Annotated in this window: 13 protein-coding genes and 1 tRNA gene; 7 read left to right on the top strand and 7 right to left on the bottom strand. The window is 67.5% G+C overall.

Translation table 11 applies throughout. The features are described from left to right. Nucleotides 1–43 precede the first annotated feature (43 nt). The 4 genes from panC to pcnB form a co-directional block, all read right to left on the bottom strand. Nucleotides 44–889, bottom strand: coding sequence for a pantoate--beta-alanine ligase (gene panC / locus J7I44_RS14965; protein WP_209622635.1), 846 nt, complete (start codon nucleotides 887–889; stop codon nucleotides 44–46). Nucleotides 890–909: 20 nt separating this feature from the next. Continuing rightward, nucleotides 910–1,740, bottom strand: coding sequence for a 3-methyl-2-oxobutanoate hydroxymethyltransferase (gene panB / locus J7I44_RS14960; protein ID WP_342451993.1), 831 nt, complete (start codon nucleotides 1,738–1,740; stop codon nucleotides 910–912). Between the two features lie 163 nt (nucleotides 1,741–1,903). Continuing rightward, nucleotides 1,904–2,386 carry a 2-amino-4-hydroxy-6-hydroxymethyldihydropteridine diphosphokinase gene (gene folK / locus J7I44_RS14955; RefSeq protein WP_209622632.1) on the bottom strand — a complete coding sequence of 161 codons (483 nt, stop codon included), beginning with the start codon at nucleotides 2,384–2,386 and terminating at the stop codon, nucleotides 1,904–1,906. A gap of 10 nt (nucleotides 2,387–2,396) precedes the next feature. Then, nucleotides 2,397–3,737 (bottom strand): polynucleotide adenylyltransferase PcnB, encoded by a 1,341-nt coding sequence (gene pcnB, locus J7I44_RS14950; protein WP_245188223.1) that lies wholly within the window; start codon nucleotides 3,735–3,737, stop codon nucleotides 2,397–2,399. 182 nt (nucleotides 3,738–3,919) lie between these two features. Between pcnB and J7I44_RS14945 the strand changes: the two genes are divergently transcribed. Continuing rightward, nucleotides 3,920–3,995: transfer RNA gene (locus J7I44_RS14945), tRNA-Glu, on the top strand. Nucleotides 3,996–4,182: 187 nt separating this feature from the next. Then, nucleotides 4,183–4,506: a ferredoxin FdxA gene (fdxA, locus tag J7I44_RS14940; RefSeq protein WP_209622623.1), complete on the top strand. Its 324-nt coding sequence runs from the start codon at nucleotides 4,183–4,185 to the stop codon at nucleotides 4,504–4,506. 340 nt (nucleotides 4,507–4,846) lie between these two features. On the opposite strand, the gene J7I44_RS14935 is transcribed toward fdxA, so the two are convergent. Together J7I44_RS14935 and dapA are read right to left on the bottom strand one after the other, a co-directional pair. Next, on the bottom strand, nucleotides 4,847–5,425 hold the full coding sequence (locus J7I44_RS14935; RefSeq protein WP_209622619.1) for a hypothetical protein: 579 nt from the start codon (nucleotides 5,423–5,425) through the stop codon (nucleotides 4,847–4,849). A 41-nt stretch (nucleotides 5,426–5,466) separates the two neighbouring features. Continuing rightward, nucleotides 5,467–6,360: a 4-hydroxy-tetrahydrodipicolinate synthase gene (gene dapA, locus J7I44_RS14930; protein WP_209622616.1), complete on the bottom strand. Its 894-nt coding sequence runs from the start codon at nucleotides 6,358–6,360 to the stop codon at nucleotides 5,467–5,469. A gap of 163 nt (nucleotides 6,361–6,523) precedes the next feature. Here dapA and J7I44_RS14925 point away from each other — a divergent pair, with 163 nt between their 5' ends. The 5 genes from J7I44_RS14925 (at nucleotide 6,524) to mfd (ending at nucleotide 13,908) form a co-directional block, all read left to right on the top strand. Continuing rightward, entirely contained in the window at nucleotides 6,524–7,081 is a 558-nt protein-coding gene (locus J7I44_RS14925; RefSeq protein WP_209622613.1) for a glycine cleavage system transcriptional repressor, read from the top strand. Between the two features lie 307 nt (nucleotides 7,082–7,388). Further along, nucleotides 7,389–7,850: a peroxiredoxin gene (locus J7I44_RS14920; protein ID WP_209622610.1), complete on the top strand. Its 462-nt coding sequence runs from the start codon at nucleotides 7,389–7,391 to the stop codon at nucleotides 7,848–7,850. Between the two features lie 121 nt (nucleotides 7,851–7,971). Further along, entirely contained in the window at nucleotides 7,972–9,351 is a 1,380-nt protein-coding gene (locus tag J7I44_RS14915) for a PhoH family protein (RefSeq protein ID WP_209622607.1), read from the top strand. Between the two features lie 249 nt (nucleotides 9,352–9,600). After that, nucleotides 9,601–10,203 (top strand): GNAT family N-acetyltransferase, encoded by a 603-nt coding sequence (locus J7I44_RS14910; protein WP_342451998.1) that lies wholly within the window; start codon nucleotides 9,601–9,603, stop codon nucleotides 10,201–10,203. Between the two features lie 255 nt (nucleotides 10,204–10,458). Next, complete coding sequence (mfd, locus tag J7I44_RS14905; RefSeq protein ID WP_209622600.1) at nucleotides 10,459–13,908, top strand: transcription-repair coupling factor; 3,450 nt, start codon at nucleotides 10,459–10,461, stop codon at nucleotides 13,906–13,908. Nucleotides 13,909–13,977: 69 nt separating this feature from the next. Here the strand turns inward: mfd and J7I44_RS14900 are convergent, their stop codons facing one another. Then, nucleotides 13,978–14,985 (bottom strand): integron integrase, encoded by a 1,008-nt coding sequence (locus J7I44_RS14900; protein WP_209622597.1) that lies wholly within the window; start codon nucleotides 14,983–14,985, stop codon nucleotides 13,978–13,980. Nucleotides 14,986–15,459: the final 474 nt, after the last annotated feature.

Below are 15,459 nucleotides of genomic sequence, written 5' to 3'. Positions count from 1 at the left end.
GAAGAGCATCGCCCGCAAGCGCCCCTACACGTGACGTCGCATCTCAATCGAACGGCAGGTTGTCGATCAGCCGCGTGTTGCCGAGGCGCGCTGCGATGAGCGCCACCAGGCCCTGCCGCTCGTCGTCGCCCGGTTCGGAAAGATCCTCGGCGCGACGGATGACCGCGTAGTCCGGAGCAAACCCCGCACGCTCCAGCGTCGAGGCGGCGACCTGCTCGATCACCTTGCGCGCGTGGCCCTTCTCCAGCAGCTCGCGCATTTTCAGCAGGGTCTGGTGGATCTGCGGTGCCAGCGCGCGCTCGTCCGCGGACAGGTACTGGTTGCGCGAGCTGAGCGCCAGGCCGTCATCCGCACGCAACGTGGACGCGCCCACCACCTTCAGCGGCAACGCCAGGTCGCGCACCATCCGTTCGATCACCTTCAGCTGCTGGAAATCCTTCTGGCCGAACACGGCCACGTCCGGTTGCACCAGGTTGAACAGCTTGCACACGACCGTGGCCACGCCATCGAAATGGCCAGGCCGGTGCGCCCCTTCCAGGGTGTCGGTGATGCCGGTTACGTGCACGCGCACGCTTTGTTCCGCACCAAACGGGTAGATGGTGGCCACGTCCGGCGCAAACAGCAGGTCGCACTCGATCTCGGCCAGGCCGGCCTGGTCCTGCGCCAGGGTGCGCGGGTAGCGCTCGAAATCCTCGCCGGGGCCGAACTGGGTCGGGTTGACGAACACGCTTGCCACCACGCGATCGGCACGGGCCCGCGCCAGCTTGATCAGCGAATGGTGACCCTCGTGCAGGTTGCCCATGGTGGGCACGAAGCCCACGGTCTGGCTCTGGCCCCGCCAGCCGCGGATGGTCGCGCGCAAACCGGCGGCGTCTTGCACTGTCTGCATGGCGTGCGCTCCCGAAAGGATCAATCGAAGCAGTGTTCCGGCGCCGGAAAGGCGCCGCTGCGCACATCTGCCGCGAAGGCCGCGATGGCGTCGGCCACAGAATTGCGGCCGGCGAGGAAATCCTTGCTGAACTTGGGTCGCTTGCCCGGCGTGATGCCGAGCATGTCGTAGATCACCAGCACCTGGCCGTCGCAGTGCGGACCGGCGCCGATGCCGATGACCGGAATCTCCACGGCGCGGGTGATCCGCTCACCCAGCGCGCTGGGCACGCCTTCCAGCACCAGCAGGTCGGCGCCGGCCGATTGCACGGCGAGTGCCTCGGCGAGCACGCGGTCGGCGGCCTCCTGCTCGCGTCCCTGGATGCGGAAGCCACCGAACTTGTGCACCGACTGTGGCGTCAGGCCCAGGTGCGCGCACACCGGAACGGCGCGCGCGCCAAGCGTGGCGATGGCATCGAGGATATGCGGCGCCGCACCTTCGATCTTTACCGCTGCCGCGCCGGCCTCGCCAACCAGACGTGCGGCGGCTTCCAGCGTATGCGCCACGTCGCGGTCGGCCATGAACGGCAGGTCGGCAATCAACAGGGTGGACTGCAAGCCACGCGCCACCGCACGGGTGTGATAGGCGATCTCATCGAGCGTCACCGGCAACGTACTGCGGTGCCCCTGCACCACCATGCCCAGCGAATCGCCGACCAGCGCCACGTCCACGCCCGCAGCTTCGATCTGCCAGGCGAAACTGGCGTCGTAGGCGGTCAGCATCACGATCCTGCGTCCCTGCGCCTTCATCGCGCGCAGGCCCGGCACGGTCACCGGCTTGCGAGCGGGAACGCTGGCGTTGTCCACGTACACGGCAGTTCCTTGGGGGTGGGCGAGCAGGCGATTATCCGGCCCCCGGCCCGGCAGGCCAAGCACGGGCACCGGAAACGGCAGGATGGTGCTTCAGCCGGCCAGCAGGGCCGTTCCAATCCCGCAGGAGGGCTTTCCCCTGTGAAAGGACGGGATCCAGGCCATCCTATGGGTCGACCGTGCAGCCGGACGCGTCGACGGCGGCCAGCAATGCGTCCACCCTGCCCTGCCCGGGCAATTCCAGGTCGGGCGCCAGATCGGCCAACGGCAGCAGCACGAAGGCCCGTTCGGCGATCCGGGGATGCGGCAGGGTCAGACGCTCGTCGTCGAGCACCACGCCGCCCATGTACAACAGGTCCAGGTCCAGCGTACGCGGCCCCCAACGCTCGCCATCGCGCACGCGGCCGGCGCCGCGTTCGATCTCAAGCAGGGCATCGAGCAGCGCGTGCGGCGCCAGTCCCGTGTCCAGCTCCGCTGCGGCGTTGAGGAATGCGGGTTGCTCGTGCAGCCCCCACGGCGGTGTACGGTAGAAACGCGAGTGCGCCACCAGGCGCGTGCGCGGCAGCGCATCCAGCGCATCGAGCGCCTTGCGCAAGGTGGCGTGCGTGTCGCCCAGGTTGCCGCCGAGCGCGATGAAGGCCCGCGTCATGCGCGTCGGATCAGGCCGAGCCCGACTTGCCCGACGGCTTGCGCCGCCGACGCTTGCGCGGCGCCGTCCCGGGCACACCGGCAGGCGTACCCGTGCCGGCCGGCAACGCCGCCGCCAGCATGTCCTGCGGCAACTGCTGCGCGTGCGCCCACCATTGGCCCAGTTCCCGCAGCGCGGGCGATTCGGGCGCACGCAACAGCAGGAAGTCGAACGCAGCCCGGAAGCGCGGGTGCGCCATCAGCCTGAACACGCGCTTGCGGTGGATCTGCTCGAAGCGCGGCTGCAGCGACCAGATCTCTTCCATGGTGAGGGTGAAACGGCGCGGGATCGCCACACGCTGGCACTGCTCGCCAACCACCTGCGCGGCGGCACGCGACCAGGCTTCACTGTCATCGGCGCCCTTGGCCATCCAGGCGTGCGCAAGGTCGCGCACTTCGCCCCACAGCAACACCGCGAACAGGAACGCCGGTGTCACCGACTTGCCTTCGGCAATGCGCTGGTCGGTGTTCGCCAGGCCCTGCTCGATCAGCGAACGCAGCGCCTCATCGCCCCGCTTGAGCGCGCGTGCGGTGGCCGGAAACAGGAATTTCAGCAGGCCGCACTTTTCCAGCATGCGGAAGCTCTTCAAGCCGTTGCCGGCCAGGAACATCTTGAGCGACTCGTCGAACAGGCGCGCCGGCGCCGCGTCGCACAGCAGCGGGCCCAGCTCCTCGAACGGCGCGGACGCCTTCGGATCGATGGTGAAACCGAGCTTGGCCGCCAACCTCGCGGCGCGCAGCATGCGCACCGGGTCCTCGCGGTAACGCGTGGCCGGGTCGCCGATCAGGTCCAGCACGCGGTTCTGCAGATCCTGCATGCCGCCGACGTAGTCGCGCACCGAGAAGTCGCTGATGTCGTAGTACAGCGCGTTGACGCGGAAGTCGCGGCGCACCGCGTCCTCCTCGATCGAGCCCCACACGTTGTCGCGCACGATCAGGCCGTCGACGATGTGGCGATCGCCTTCGGAGGCATCGTCCTCGCCGGTGCCGCGAAAGGTGGCCACTTCGATGATTTCCGGCCCGAACACCACGTGCGCCAGGCGGAACCGGCGACCGATCAGGCGGCAGTTGCGGAAGAGTTTCTTTACCTCGTCCGGCGTGGCATTGGTGGCCACGTCGAAATCCTTCGGATGGCCACCCAGCAGCAGGTCGCGCACGGCGCCGCCAACCAGGAAAGCGTCATAGCCGGCGTCGTGCAACCTGTAGAGCACGCGCAACGCGGCCTTGCTGATGTTCTTGCGGGAAATCACGTGCTGCTCGCGGGGAACGATCGCGGGCACGGGCGTGACGGAAGTCCTTGCTTCTGGGTTCAAGCGGTCTGGGTCCTTGGCGGCGCACGGCGCCGATACACAAATCGCCGCGCAACGCGCTGCGGTCCGTCCGCGCGGCGGCTTCGGGGGCCGGCGCGGCTGTTCCGGACGGCGCGCGAAGAACTCTTCACGAGGCATTGCCGGGCGAAACAATTCCGCTATACTAGCGCGCCTCGCAGCTCTGCGCTCCCTTCGTCTAGTGGCCTAGGACACCGCCCTCTCAAGGCGGGAACACGAGTTCGAACCTCGTAGGGAGCGCCATTTGCTTTTGCAATCGTCCATGATTGCCGCTGTCTGGAAAGGCCTCGCTGACCCCATGGTCGTTGGCTGTCGGCTACACTAGAAGCGGCCGTCCATGGCCGCACTCTTCATAAGGAGCAGCGCTCCGGCCGTCGTTTTCGTGCAGGGCCGGCAGGCGCAGTTCTCCACAGCCGACGCGAAGCCGCCCATGACCTTTGTCGTTACCGACAACTGCATCAAGTGCAAGTACACCGATTGCGTCGAGGTCTGTCCGGTCGATGCCTTCCACGAAGGCCCGAATTTCCTGGTGATCAATCCGGACGAGTGCATCGACTGCACCCTGTGCGAGCCGGAGTGTCCGATCAATGCGATCTACCCGGAGGACGACGTGCCGGCCGGGCAGGAGCAGTTCGTGGCGATCAATGCCGAGCTGTCGCGCGACTGGCCGGTGATCACCGAGCGCAAGGACGGTCTGCCCGACGCCAAGGAATGGGAGGGCAAGCCGGACAAGCTCAAGCTGCTGGAACGCTGAGCCAACTGCCCGTTCACGTGACGCCGCCTCAGGGCGGCGTTTTTGTTGGTGCCGCCGGGGCGCTTCGACGTCGCCCTCGGATCCCGCGCAACGTGAATCTGCCAGGCGCGACCGCCTGTCCCGCCCGCCGCGGGGTCGTGCAGCGCCGAAATCCAAAGTCCGTTGCGCGAGGCTCCGGTCCGGCTCGCCCGAGCGTAGGCACGCAGTCTTGAAGCCGAAGCACTCGCTCGCTGAGCGCAGGCGCGTAGTGCCGACGTCTTGGGGGCGGGGGTTTGCCTCACGTCCCCAAACGCAAAACGCCGCCCGAGGGCGGCGTTTCGGTGTCGCTGTACGACCGGAATCAACCGCCGAGCTTCGCCTTCAACGTATCGACCACCTTCGCCACAGCGGCGGCCTGCCCCTGCGCGCGCACTTCGCTGGCGTTGCCACCGCTGGCGGTGACGCTCACCTGAACCTGGCGGGAGGCCTTGCCGGCCGTGGCGGCGTCACCCTTGCCGTTGCGATGGAACAGGCGGCTGAAAAAGCCACGCTTCTTGGCCGGACCGGCGGTCACGTTCACCGTGTACGTGTGCGAGGCATCGTCCTTCGCGGTGACCTGCCCCACGCTACCCAGCACCTCGCCGACCCGGCGATAGGCGTTGTCGGCACTGTCGGGCATCACGAAGCCGTCGGCGATCGTGCCGCCGACGCCACCGACGTCAGCGGTGACGCCCGCGGAGGTCGGATTGTTCGCGCCCTGCGGCGGGATCACCAGGGCATCGCTTGCCGGCGGCGTATCCAGGCCCGGCGGGATTTCCAGTGGCGATTCCTGACGCGCCGTCTCCCAGGCCTTGTGCGAGCGGAGCATGCCGCAACCGGAAAGCAGCAGGCCGCTCAGGACCAGGGCCGGCAGGGTGACGACGAGCGAACTTTTCTTCATGGAATGTTTTTCCGTAGAGGGATCAAGCGGCAGCCGGCAGATCAGGCGGCGGCCACCAAGGATGCCAGAGCGGACAGCGCTTCGTGCAGGCGTCGGCGGTCCGCACCGTCGGCCAGCTCGACCAGCGGCAGCCGTGGCCGCGCGGAGCCAAACCCGAGCGCCGGCAGCATGGCCTTCACCGCGATCGGATTGGGCGCGCAATTGAGCGCCTGCACCAGCGGATCGAGCCGGTCGTGCGCGCGCCCGGTTGCCTCGCGGTCGCCCGTCGTGGCCGCATCGCAAAGCGCACGGAACGCCTGCGGCACCAGATTGACCACCACCGAAACGGTACCGGCCGCGCCGGCCAGCATGGCCTTGCCCGCCGTGCCGTCGTCGCCCGACAGGTAGACGAAATCCGCGCGCGCAAGTTCCGCAAGCGCGTGGATGCGCTCGTCGCTGGCGACCGCTTCCTTGATGCCTACAATGGCTGGATGGTCGCGCAGCTGCGCCACGGTTTCCGGCAACAGGTCGCAGCCAGTACGCGTAGGCACGTTGTAAAGCAGCACCGGCAGGCCGCCGCGCTCGGCCACTTCCAGGAAATGCCGGCGCAACCCTTCCTGGGTGGGACGCACGTAATAGGGTGTGACCACCAGCGCCGCGTCGGCCCCCAGCGCGGCGGCCCGGCGCGTCTGCGCCACGGTGCTTGCAGTGGCCGCCTCACCGGTGCCGGCGATGACCGGCACGCGGCCGGCAACCCGCTCGACGGCGAAGGCCAGCAAGCGGTCGAACTCGTCGTGCTGGAGCATGTGCGCCTCGCCGGTCGATCCGGCCACCACCAGCGCCTGGGTGCCCCCGGCGAGCTGGTAGTCGAGCAGCCGCCCGAAGGCCGCCAGATCGATCGAGCCATCGGCGGCAAACGGTGTCGCCAGTGCGCAGATGCTTCCACGAATGTCCAAGACGCGATCCCGGCTTGAAGGCAAGCAGCGGATGGTACCGGCGGCCCGTGCGCAGGGGAAGGGACAGCCTGCGAGCCATCTGGCGCCCCTGCATGTTCTGCCATGTCCTGAGCTAAGCTGATCGGGTTCCGCATGGCGGAAAACCCCTGACAGGTAACCTCTCTTGAACCGTCCCTCCGCGCGCGCCGGCAACGACAACCAGCTGTTGATCCATACGCTCACCCCGGCATCGCGCGCGCCACTGCTCACGCTGACCAAGCGCATCGCCGACGCCGGCTGCAGCCTGGCCGACTCGCGCGTGTCCACGATCGGCAACGACACCTCGGTGTTGATGCTCGCCGCAGGTGCATGGGACGCCATCGCGAAGCTGGAAACCGCACTGGCCAAGCTCGGTCGCGACGAGGAACTGCGCCTGTCGCACTACCGTACCGGCCCGCGCGAGCAGAACGCATCGCTGCTGCCCTACCTGGTTGAAGTGGTGGCGGCCGACCGCCCCGGCATCCTGGTGAAGGTGGTGGAATTCTTCAGCCGCCACGACATCCGCGTCGAGCAGCTGAGCTCGATGCGCTACCAGGCCATGCAGACCGGCGCGCAGATGTTCCAGGCGCAGATCACCATCGGCATCCCGTCCCAGATCCATCTCGCCACCTTGCGCGACGATTTCCTGGAGCTCTGCGACGGGCTCAACCTCGACGCGATCATGGACCCGGTCAAGTTCTAGGTTGGCCGGTAGCTCGCTTGCGTCGAGCAGTCTGCGCAACCGCGACGATCGCGCGTAGGGTGGGCTTCAGCCCACCATTTCAACGTTTCGCGGAGCGCCGGTGGGCTGAAGCCCACCCTACGAAAACTGCACGCCGCCTCGGGGTGGGACCCGCGCGATCTCGCGCAACCGTGTCGCCGCGGGAAGCGCGAAGCATCGCGCGAGACGGCTTCTTCGACAACCCTGTTGCATGCCGCCACGGGCGCGCTAGTCTTCGCCCCAAGGGCGCGCGGTGCGCCTTTTCTTCGACCGACCTCGCGGAGACCCCATGCCCGAAATCGGCAAACCGATTCCCCCACTGATCGGCACCACCGGCGACGACACCGAGCTGGAACTTTCCGAACTCAAAGGCCGCTGGGTGGTGATCTACTTCTACCCGAAGGATTCCACTCCCGGTTGCACCACCGAGGCGCAGGACTTCCGCGACCTCTACGACGACTTCAGGAAACGCAACGCGGAAATCGTCGGCGTCTCGCGTGATTCGGTGACCTCCCATGCCAACTTCGCCGACAAGCAGGCCCTGCCCTTCCCGCTGATCGCCGACACCGATGAGACCTGGTGCAAGGCGTTCGACGTGATCCACGAGAAGATGCTCTACGGCAAGACCCATCTGGGCATCGTGCGCAGCACGTTCCTGATCGATCCCAAGGGCCATCTCGCGCAGGAATGGCGTGGCGTGAAAGTCCCGGGCCATGCCCAGGCCGTACTGGACGCCATTCCCGCCAAGTGAATCCCCTCCACACCTTCGAGCATTCCCCTTGCACGGTGCCCAACCGTGCCATCCGGCGGCCTGCGACCCTTCGGTCCAGGCCGCTTTTCTTTGGTCCGACCACAAGCGAGGCCCCTTCCGCATGACCGGAAGCAAGCGTATCTACGCACTCGACACCAATGTGCTGCTGCACGACCCCACCTCGCTGTTCCGTTTCGAGGAACACGACGTGTTCATTCCCATGACGGTGCTGGAGGAGCTGGACGAAAAGAAAAAGGGTGGATCGGAAGTTTCGCGCAACGGCCGCCAGGTCAGTCGCTTCATCAACGAATTGATCGAGCGCGGCAACGGGCACGGCATCAGCAACGGGCTGGACCTGTCCAACCCCCAGGGCGTGAGCCTCAAGCGCGGCCAGGCGGTGGGCAAGCTGTACTTCCAGCAGCGCGCCACCAACGGGCACGGCAAGGCAGACAACCTGATCCTCGCGGCGGTGATCGAGCTGCGCGACCAGAACCCGGATCGCTCGGTGATCCTGGTCACCAAGGACATCAACCTGCGCATCAAGGCCAAGATCTACGGCATCGATGCGGAGGACTACGAGAACGACCGCGCGCTCGACGACTTCGCGCTGCTCTACACCGGCTCGACCGGGCTGCCCGAGGATTTCTGGGACCGCCACCCGGAAGTGCAGTCCTGGTCCGAGCGCGGCCGCACCTTCTACAAGGTCGACCGTGGCGAAGGCGAGGACTGGCATCCCAACCAGTGCCTGTTCCTGCCCGGCGACAACAGCGTGGAACTGCGCGTGCTGCAGGTCGACGAGCAGCTCGCCACGCTGGTGTTGCTGGACGACCACAGCCACCCCAATCACAGCGTCTGGGGGATCGCCGCGCGCAACCGCGAGCAGAACTTCGCGCTCAACGTGCTGATGGATCCGGACGTCGACTTCGTCACCCTGCTCGGCACAGCCGGCACCGGCAAGACCCTGCTGGCGCTTGCCGCCGGCCTGGCGCAGGTCATGGATCAACAGCGGTACCGCGAGATCATCATGACCCGCGCCACGGTCTCGGTCGGCGAGGACATCGGCTTCCTGCCCGGCACCGAGGAAGAAAAGATGACGCCGTGGATGGGGGCGCTCACCGACAACCTGGAGGTGCTCGCCAATCCCGAGGAAGGCGGATCGTGGGGTCGCCAGGCGACCAACGACCTGCTCGCCTCGCGCATCAAGATCCGCTCGCTCAACTTCATGCGCGGGCGCACCTTCCTGTCGCGCTACCTGATCATCGACGAGGCGCAGAACCTCACGCCCAAGCAGATGAAGACGCTGATCACCCGCGCCGGCCCCGGCACCAAGATCGTCTGCCTGGGCAACGTCGAACAGATCGACACGCCCTACCTCACCGAGACCACCTCGGGCCTGACCTACGCCGTGGACCGCTTCAAGAACTGGGAGCACTCGGCGCACATCACGCTTCGGCGTGGCGAGCGCTCGCGGCTTGCCGACTTCGCCTCCGAAGCCCTTTGACGACCACCGGCGCACCTACCGCCCGGCCCCTGTAGGAGCGCACCCTGTGCGCGACCCGCGACGGCATCAAACCCCTCGCGATCGCGCACAGGCGCCGCCCGCACCGCTGCCGCAACGCCGCAAGCCGCAGCCAGGCACCCGCCTGCCTGTTCACGCCGGCTGCGCACCCATTGGCCCATAACAGCGCCTCCCGGACGCTGCCGCAGGACATGCTGCAGCGCAAAAATACGCTACAGTATGGACATGAATATCCAACCCGCCATCGACTTCGCCAGCCCTACCCGCAGCACCCCGCTGCCCCCGCCTGCCAGCCAGCGTTTCGCCCGCGCCGAGGCCCTGCCGGCCACCGGCGAGCCTGTCGTCACGCGCGACGGCCGCGTGCTGCACCTGCGTCCGATCGAGCCGGGCGACGTCGCCGCATTGCGCCGCTGCTTCACGCGCCTGCCGGCCGAGGACATCCGCCGTCGCTTCCTGCACACGCTGACTGAGCTTCCCGAACCGATGGCGCGCCGGTTGTGCCACATCGATCCGGACACCGAAGCGGCGTTCGTGCTGGTCGACGACAACGTGTCGCCGGCGGAACTGCGCGGCGTCGGCCGCGTGTTCATCGACGCGGCGACGGACACCGCGGAGTTCTCGGTACTGGTCGAACGCGAATGGACGCGCCTGGGGCTGGGCGCCGAGCTGATGCACCGCTTGGTCGCCACGTGCCGCGAGCGCGGCCTGGCCGAGCTGTGGGGCTACGTCCTGGTGGAAAACCGCCCGATGCTGCGGCTATGCAGCGAACTGGGCTTCACCTCGCGCATGGTTCCGGACGAACCGGGCGTGGCGCAGATCACGCTGCGCCTGTAACGGGCCGCTGAGGCGCGCCTTTCCTGATCCGCCCTACCGGCACCTTCCCCCGCAAGCGGGTAAGGATCGTGCGCGAGGACCGCGATGGACCGGCATCCCTCGCCAGGGGTGAACGTTCATCGCAAGGGCGCCTCCCCCGTTGCACAGAGGTAGCCGCCCGATGGGCGAATGGCCCCGCCCGGAGCGCTCACGCCTACCGCGCTAAACTCCTCCGCTTTCCCCGCGCCGCCAGACGCCGCGCGACAAGCGACCCCGATGCCCCAGATTCCCCACCCGCCCCTCCCCACCCAGCCGAAGCAGCGCCGCTTCTGGACCCCGCCGCACGGTTCCTCGCGCGCCCTGCTGCTCGCCGAAGCCGCGCGTGACCACGACGGCCTGCTGGTGGCCGTCACGCGCGACACCCAGCGCGCCACGGCACTGGAGGACGAACTGCGCCTGTTCGCCGGTGACCTGCCGGTGCTGCACTTCCCCGACTGGGAAACGCTGCCCTACGACGTCTTCAGCCCGCATCCGGAGATCGTCTCCCAGCGCATCGCCACGCTCTATCGCCTGCCGGCGGTTACCCGCGGCGTGCTGGTGGTGCCGGTGGCGACGCTGATGCAGCGCATCGCGCCGCGCTCGCACATCACCGGCTCCGGCCTGGTCGTGTCCAAGGGACAGAAGCTGGACCTTGCCGCCGAGCAGCGGCGCCTGGAAGCGGCCGGCTACCGCCACGTGCCCCAGGTGGCCGAGCCGGGCGACTACGCCGTGCGCGGCGCGCTGATCGACATCTTTCCGATGGGCACCGCCGAGCCCTACCGCGTCGAACTGTTCGACGACGAGGTCGACTCGATCCGCAGCTTCGACCCGGAAACCCAGCGCTCGCAGCAGCCGGTGGACAAGGTGGAACTTTTGCCCGCGCGCGAGTTCCCGCTCACCGAGGAGGCGGCGAAGGATTTCCGCACCACGTTGCGCGAGCGCTTCCCGATCGACATCCGCCGCTGCCCGCTCTACCAGGACATGAAGGAAGGCGTGACGCCCGGCGGCATCGAGTACTACCTGCCGCTGTTCTTCAAGCAGACCGCCACGCTGTTCGATTACCTGGGCGAGGGTGCGCTGTTCGTCCTGGGCGAAGGCGCCGGCGAGGCCTCCGACCAGTTCTGGGCCAGCACCGCCGAGCGCTACGACCAGCGCGCGCACGACATCGAGCGCCCGGTGCTGCCGCCGCCCGAGCTGTATCTCTCGCCCGAGCAATTGCGCGAGCAGCTCAACCGCCGCCTGCGCGTGGAAGTGGTCCCCTCCGGCCACGAACACGCGGTTGACTCGGGCACCTTGCCCGCGCCTGACGTGCCGCTCACCCGCAAGGGCGAGGAGCCGGGCACCTCGCTGCGCCATTTCCTGGAAAGCTATCCCGGCCGCGTGCTGATCGCCGCGGACTCGGCCGGCCGCCGCGAAGCGCTGGCCGAAACGCTGGCCGCCGCCGGCCTCAAACCCGACACGGTCGACGGCTGGAACGGCTTCCTCACGACCGGCGCAACGCGCCTGGCCATCACGGTCGCCCCGCTCGAACAAGGCTTCGCCCTCAAGCAGCCCACGCTCACCGTGCTCACCGAGCGCGAACTCTACGGCGAGCGCGTGCGCACCGACCGCAAGCGCCGCCGCGGCGCCGCACGCGACCCCGACGCGATCATCCGCGACCTCACCGAACTTTCCGTTGGCGCGCCGATCGTGCACGTCGACCACGGCGTGGGCCGCTACCAGGGCCTGGTGTCGATGGAACTGGGCGGCATGGAAGGCGAGTTCCTGGTCATCGAGTACGCCAAGGGCGACAAGCTCTACGTCCCGGTGGCGCAACTGGGGCTGGTCAGCCGCTACTCCGGCACCGCGCCGGAGCTGGCGCCGCTGCACTCGCTCGGTGGCGACGCATGGGAACGCGCGCGCAAGAAAGCCGCCGAGAAGGTGCGCGACGTCGCCGCCGAGCTGCTGGCCATCTACGCCCAGCGCGAGGCGCGCGGCGGCGAGTCGATCAACATCGACCGCGGCATGGTCGAGGAATTCGGCACCACCTTCCCGTTCGAGGAAACGCCCGACCAGGAGCAGGCCATCGACGCCGTGCTGCAGGACCTGGCCGCGCCGCGTGCGATGGACCGCGTGATCTGCGGCGACGTCGGCTTCGGCAAGACCGAAGTGGCCCTGCGCGCCGCCTTTGCCGCGGCCACCGCCGGCAAGCAGGTGGCAGTGCTGGTCCCCACCACCCTGCTCGCCCAGCAGCATTACCGCAACTTCGCCGACCGCTTCGCCGATTGGCCGGTGAAGGTCGACGTGCTCTCGCGCTTCAAGTCGTCCAAGGAGGTCACCGAGGCGCTCAAGCGTCTGGCGGACGGCCAGATCGACGTCATCGTCGGCACCCACAAGCTGCTGCAGCCGGACATCAAGTTCAAGAACCTGGGCCTGGTCATCGTCGACGAGGAGCAGCGCTTCGGCGTGCGCCAGAAAGAACAGCTCAAGAAGCTGCGCGCCGAGGTCGACCTGCTCACCATGACCGCCACGCCGATCCCGCGCACGCTCAACATGGCGATGGCCGGCCTGCGCGACCTGTCGCTCATCACCACGCCGCCGGCGCACCGCATGGCCGTGCGCACGTTCATCAGCACGTGGGATCCGGCCACCATCCGCGAGGCCTTCCAGCGCGAGCTCTCGCGCGGCGGCCAGGTGTATTTCCTTCATAACGAGGTCGACTCGATCGAGCGCACCGCGCGCGAGCTGGAAGCACTCATCCCCGAGGCGCGCATCGGCATCGCCCACGGCCAGATGCCCGAGCGCGAGCTCGAACGCGTGATGGCCGACTTCCACCGGCAGCGCTTCAACGTGCTGGTGTGCACCACCATCATCGAAACGGGCATCGACATCCCGACCGCCAACACCATCATCATCGACCGCGCCGACCGCTTTGGCCTGGCCCAGCTGCACCAGCTGCGCGGCCGCGTCGGGCGCTCGCACCATCGCGCCTACGCCTATCTGATCGTGCCCGATCGCAAGGCGATCACGGCGGACGCGGAAAAGCGGCTGGAAGCACTCGCCTCGCTGGAAGAGCTGGGCGCCGGCTTCACCCTGGCGACCCACGACCTGGAAATCCGCGGCGCCGGCGAACTGCTCGGCGAGGAACAATCCGGCCAGATCCAGGAGATCGGCTTCGGCCTCTACACCGAGCTCCTCGACCGCGCCGTGCGCGCGTTGCGAAGCGGAAAAGTACCTGACTTCGACCTCTCCTCCGAGCACGAGACGGAAGTCGAACTGCACCTGCCCGCGCTGATCCCGGACGACTACCTGCCCGACGTGCACACCCGGCTGACCCTCTACAAGCGCATCGCCAGCGCGAAGAACGAGGACCACCTGCGTGACCTGCAGGTGGAAATGATCGACCGCTTCGGCCTGCTGCCCGAACCGACCAAGACGCTGTTCGCGCTGTCCAGCCTGAAGCTGATGGCCACCCCGCTGGGCATCCGCAAGCTCGATCTGGGCGCCAACGGCGGGCGCATCACCTTCCGCGACAAGCCCGAGATCGAGCCGATGGCCATCATCCGCCTGATCCAAAGCCAGCCGCGCGTCTACAAACTCGACGGCCAGGACAAGCTGAAGATCACCCTCGACCTGCCCGGCGCCGCCGAGCGCATCCGCTCCGCCCAGGAAGTCCTCGTCCAGCTCGGCGCCCGCCGCCCTGCCTGACGCACCCCAGCCCTCTTCCCTCCGGGGAGAGGGCTGGGGTGAGAGGTCGGGGCTCGCGGCCTCCCGAGCCTATCCGCGATCCAAGGGACTGACGACTCCGCGCCCGCCTCGATTGAGCACATGCGTGTAGATCTGGGTGGTCGATACATCGGCATGCCCCAGCAACTCCTGGATCGTGCGCAGGTCATACCCATCCTCCAGCAGATGCGTGGCAAACGAATGCCGAAGCGTATGGCAGGTAGCCGGCTTGGCCAGCCCCGCCCGCACCCGCGCCTGCTTGACCGCCCGTTGCAGGCGCGATTCGTCCAGGTGATGCCGCCGCTCCTGACCGTCGCGCGGATCGTGACTGCGCACCGACGCCGGGAACACGTACTGCCAACCCCACTCGGCGGCAGCCCGCGGATACTTGCGCGCCAGCGCATCGGGCAGCCATACCCGGCCGAATCCCGCCTGCAGGTCACGCTGGTGAATGCGCCGGGCTTCCTCCAATTGCGCCTGCAGCGGATCGACCAGGCCGGCAGGCAGCACGGTGCGACGATCCTTGCCGCCCTTGCCCTGCCTCACGACCAGTTCGCCCTTGCCAAAGTCCACGTCCTTCACTCGCAAGCGGACGCACTCCATGAGTCGCAACCCCGCGCCATACAGCAGACCAGCCATCAGCCAGGGCGTGCCCGTGAGCTCGTCCAACAACGCCGCCACCTCCGGGCGCGTGAGAACGACCGGGAGTCGCTGCGGTTTCTTCGCCCGCTCGATGCCATCCAGCCAAGGCAGTTCCACCCCAAGCACCTGCTTGTAGAGAAACAGCAAGGCGGATAACGCCTGATTCTGGGTCGACGCAGAAACGCTGCCGTCCACCGCCAGCCGAGTCAGGAATCGCTCGACCTCCGGCGCCCCCATGTCCGAGGGATGCCGCTTGTCGTTCGCCAGGATGAACCGGCGGATCCATCCGACGTAGGCCTCTTCGGTCCTTCGAGCCAATCCCAGACGCCGGATCCGTGCACGCACCTGCTCCAGCAACCGTGGTTGTCGCCCAGATTCCACGCTTGCGACGCCGTCCACCCCGTGAAAGGATGCCATCAGTCCACTCCGGCAAAGGCTGCCAGATTAGGCTGCCGGATTAGGCCGCAAGAAGACGGGCAAGGCATTGATGGATGTGGGTAAGGAACCGCGCGGCACGTAGGCGAGCACCCGTTAGGCTGCGAGATTACACCGCGAATCGAAATCTACTTTGAGTTAGTCGGCAGCTCGTGTTGGTTTGTCGTATCGTGTGTTTCGCTCAGCTTCGCGCTGGCTTGTCGTCCGTCGCCGCCGCAGCATTTCGCGCAGTGTCGTCGCAAGCCTGAGCTTTCAGAGCTGGCAGTTTTGGGGTGGTTGGTTGCTCAAGCTTCGCGTTCGTCGTGCGCCAACACTGTCGCCCGAGCATGCTGCGTCGCAACCGTCTAACTCCTCGTCCAAGCGGACGGCTGCGCCGCCGCTTAACTCAGGCGTTAGGCCCCGGAACAATGAGCACTCTGTACCGTGAGAGATCCAACTTCGAGCGAGCGCTTCTGC

Source organism: Frateuria flava, assembly GCF_017837635.1.
GTDB classification, from domain to species: domain Bacteria; phylum Pseudomonadota; class Gammaproteobacteria; order Xanthomonadales; family Rhodanobacteraceae; genus Frateuria_A; species Frateuria_A flava.
This window is presented reverse-complemented; position numbering and strand designations above follow the sequence as displayed.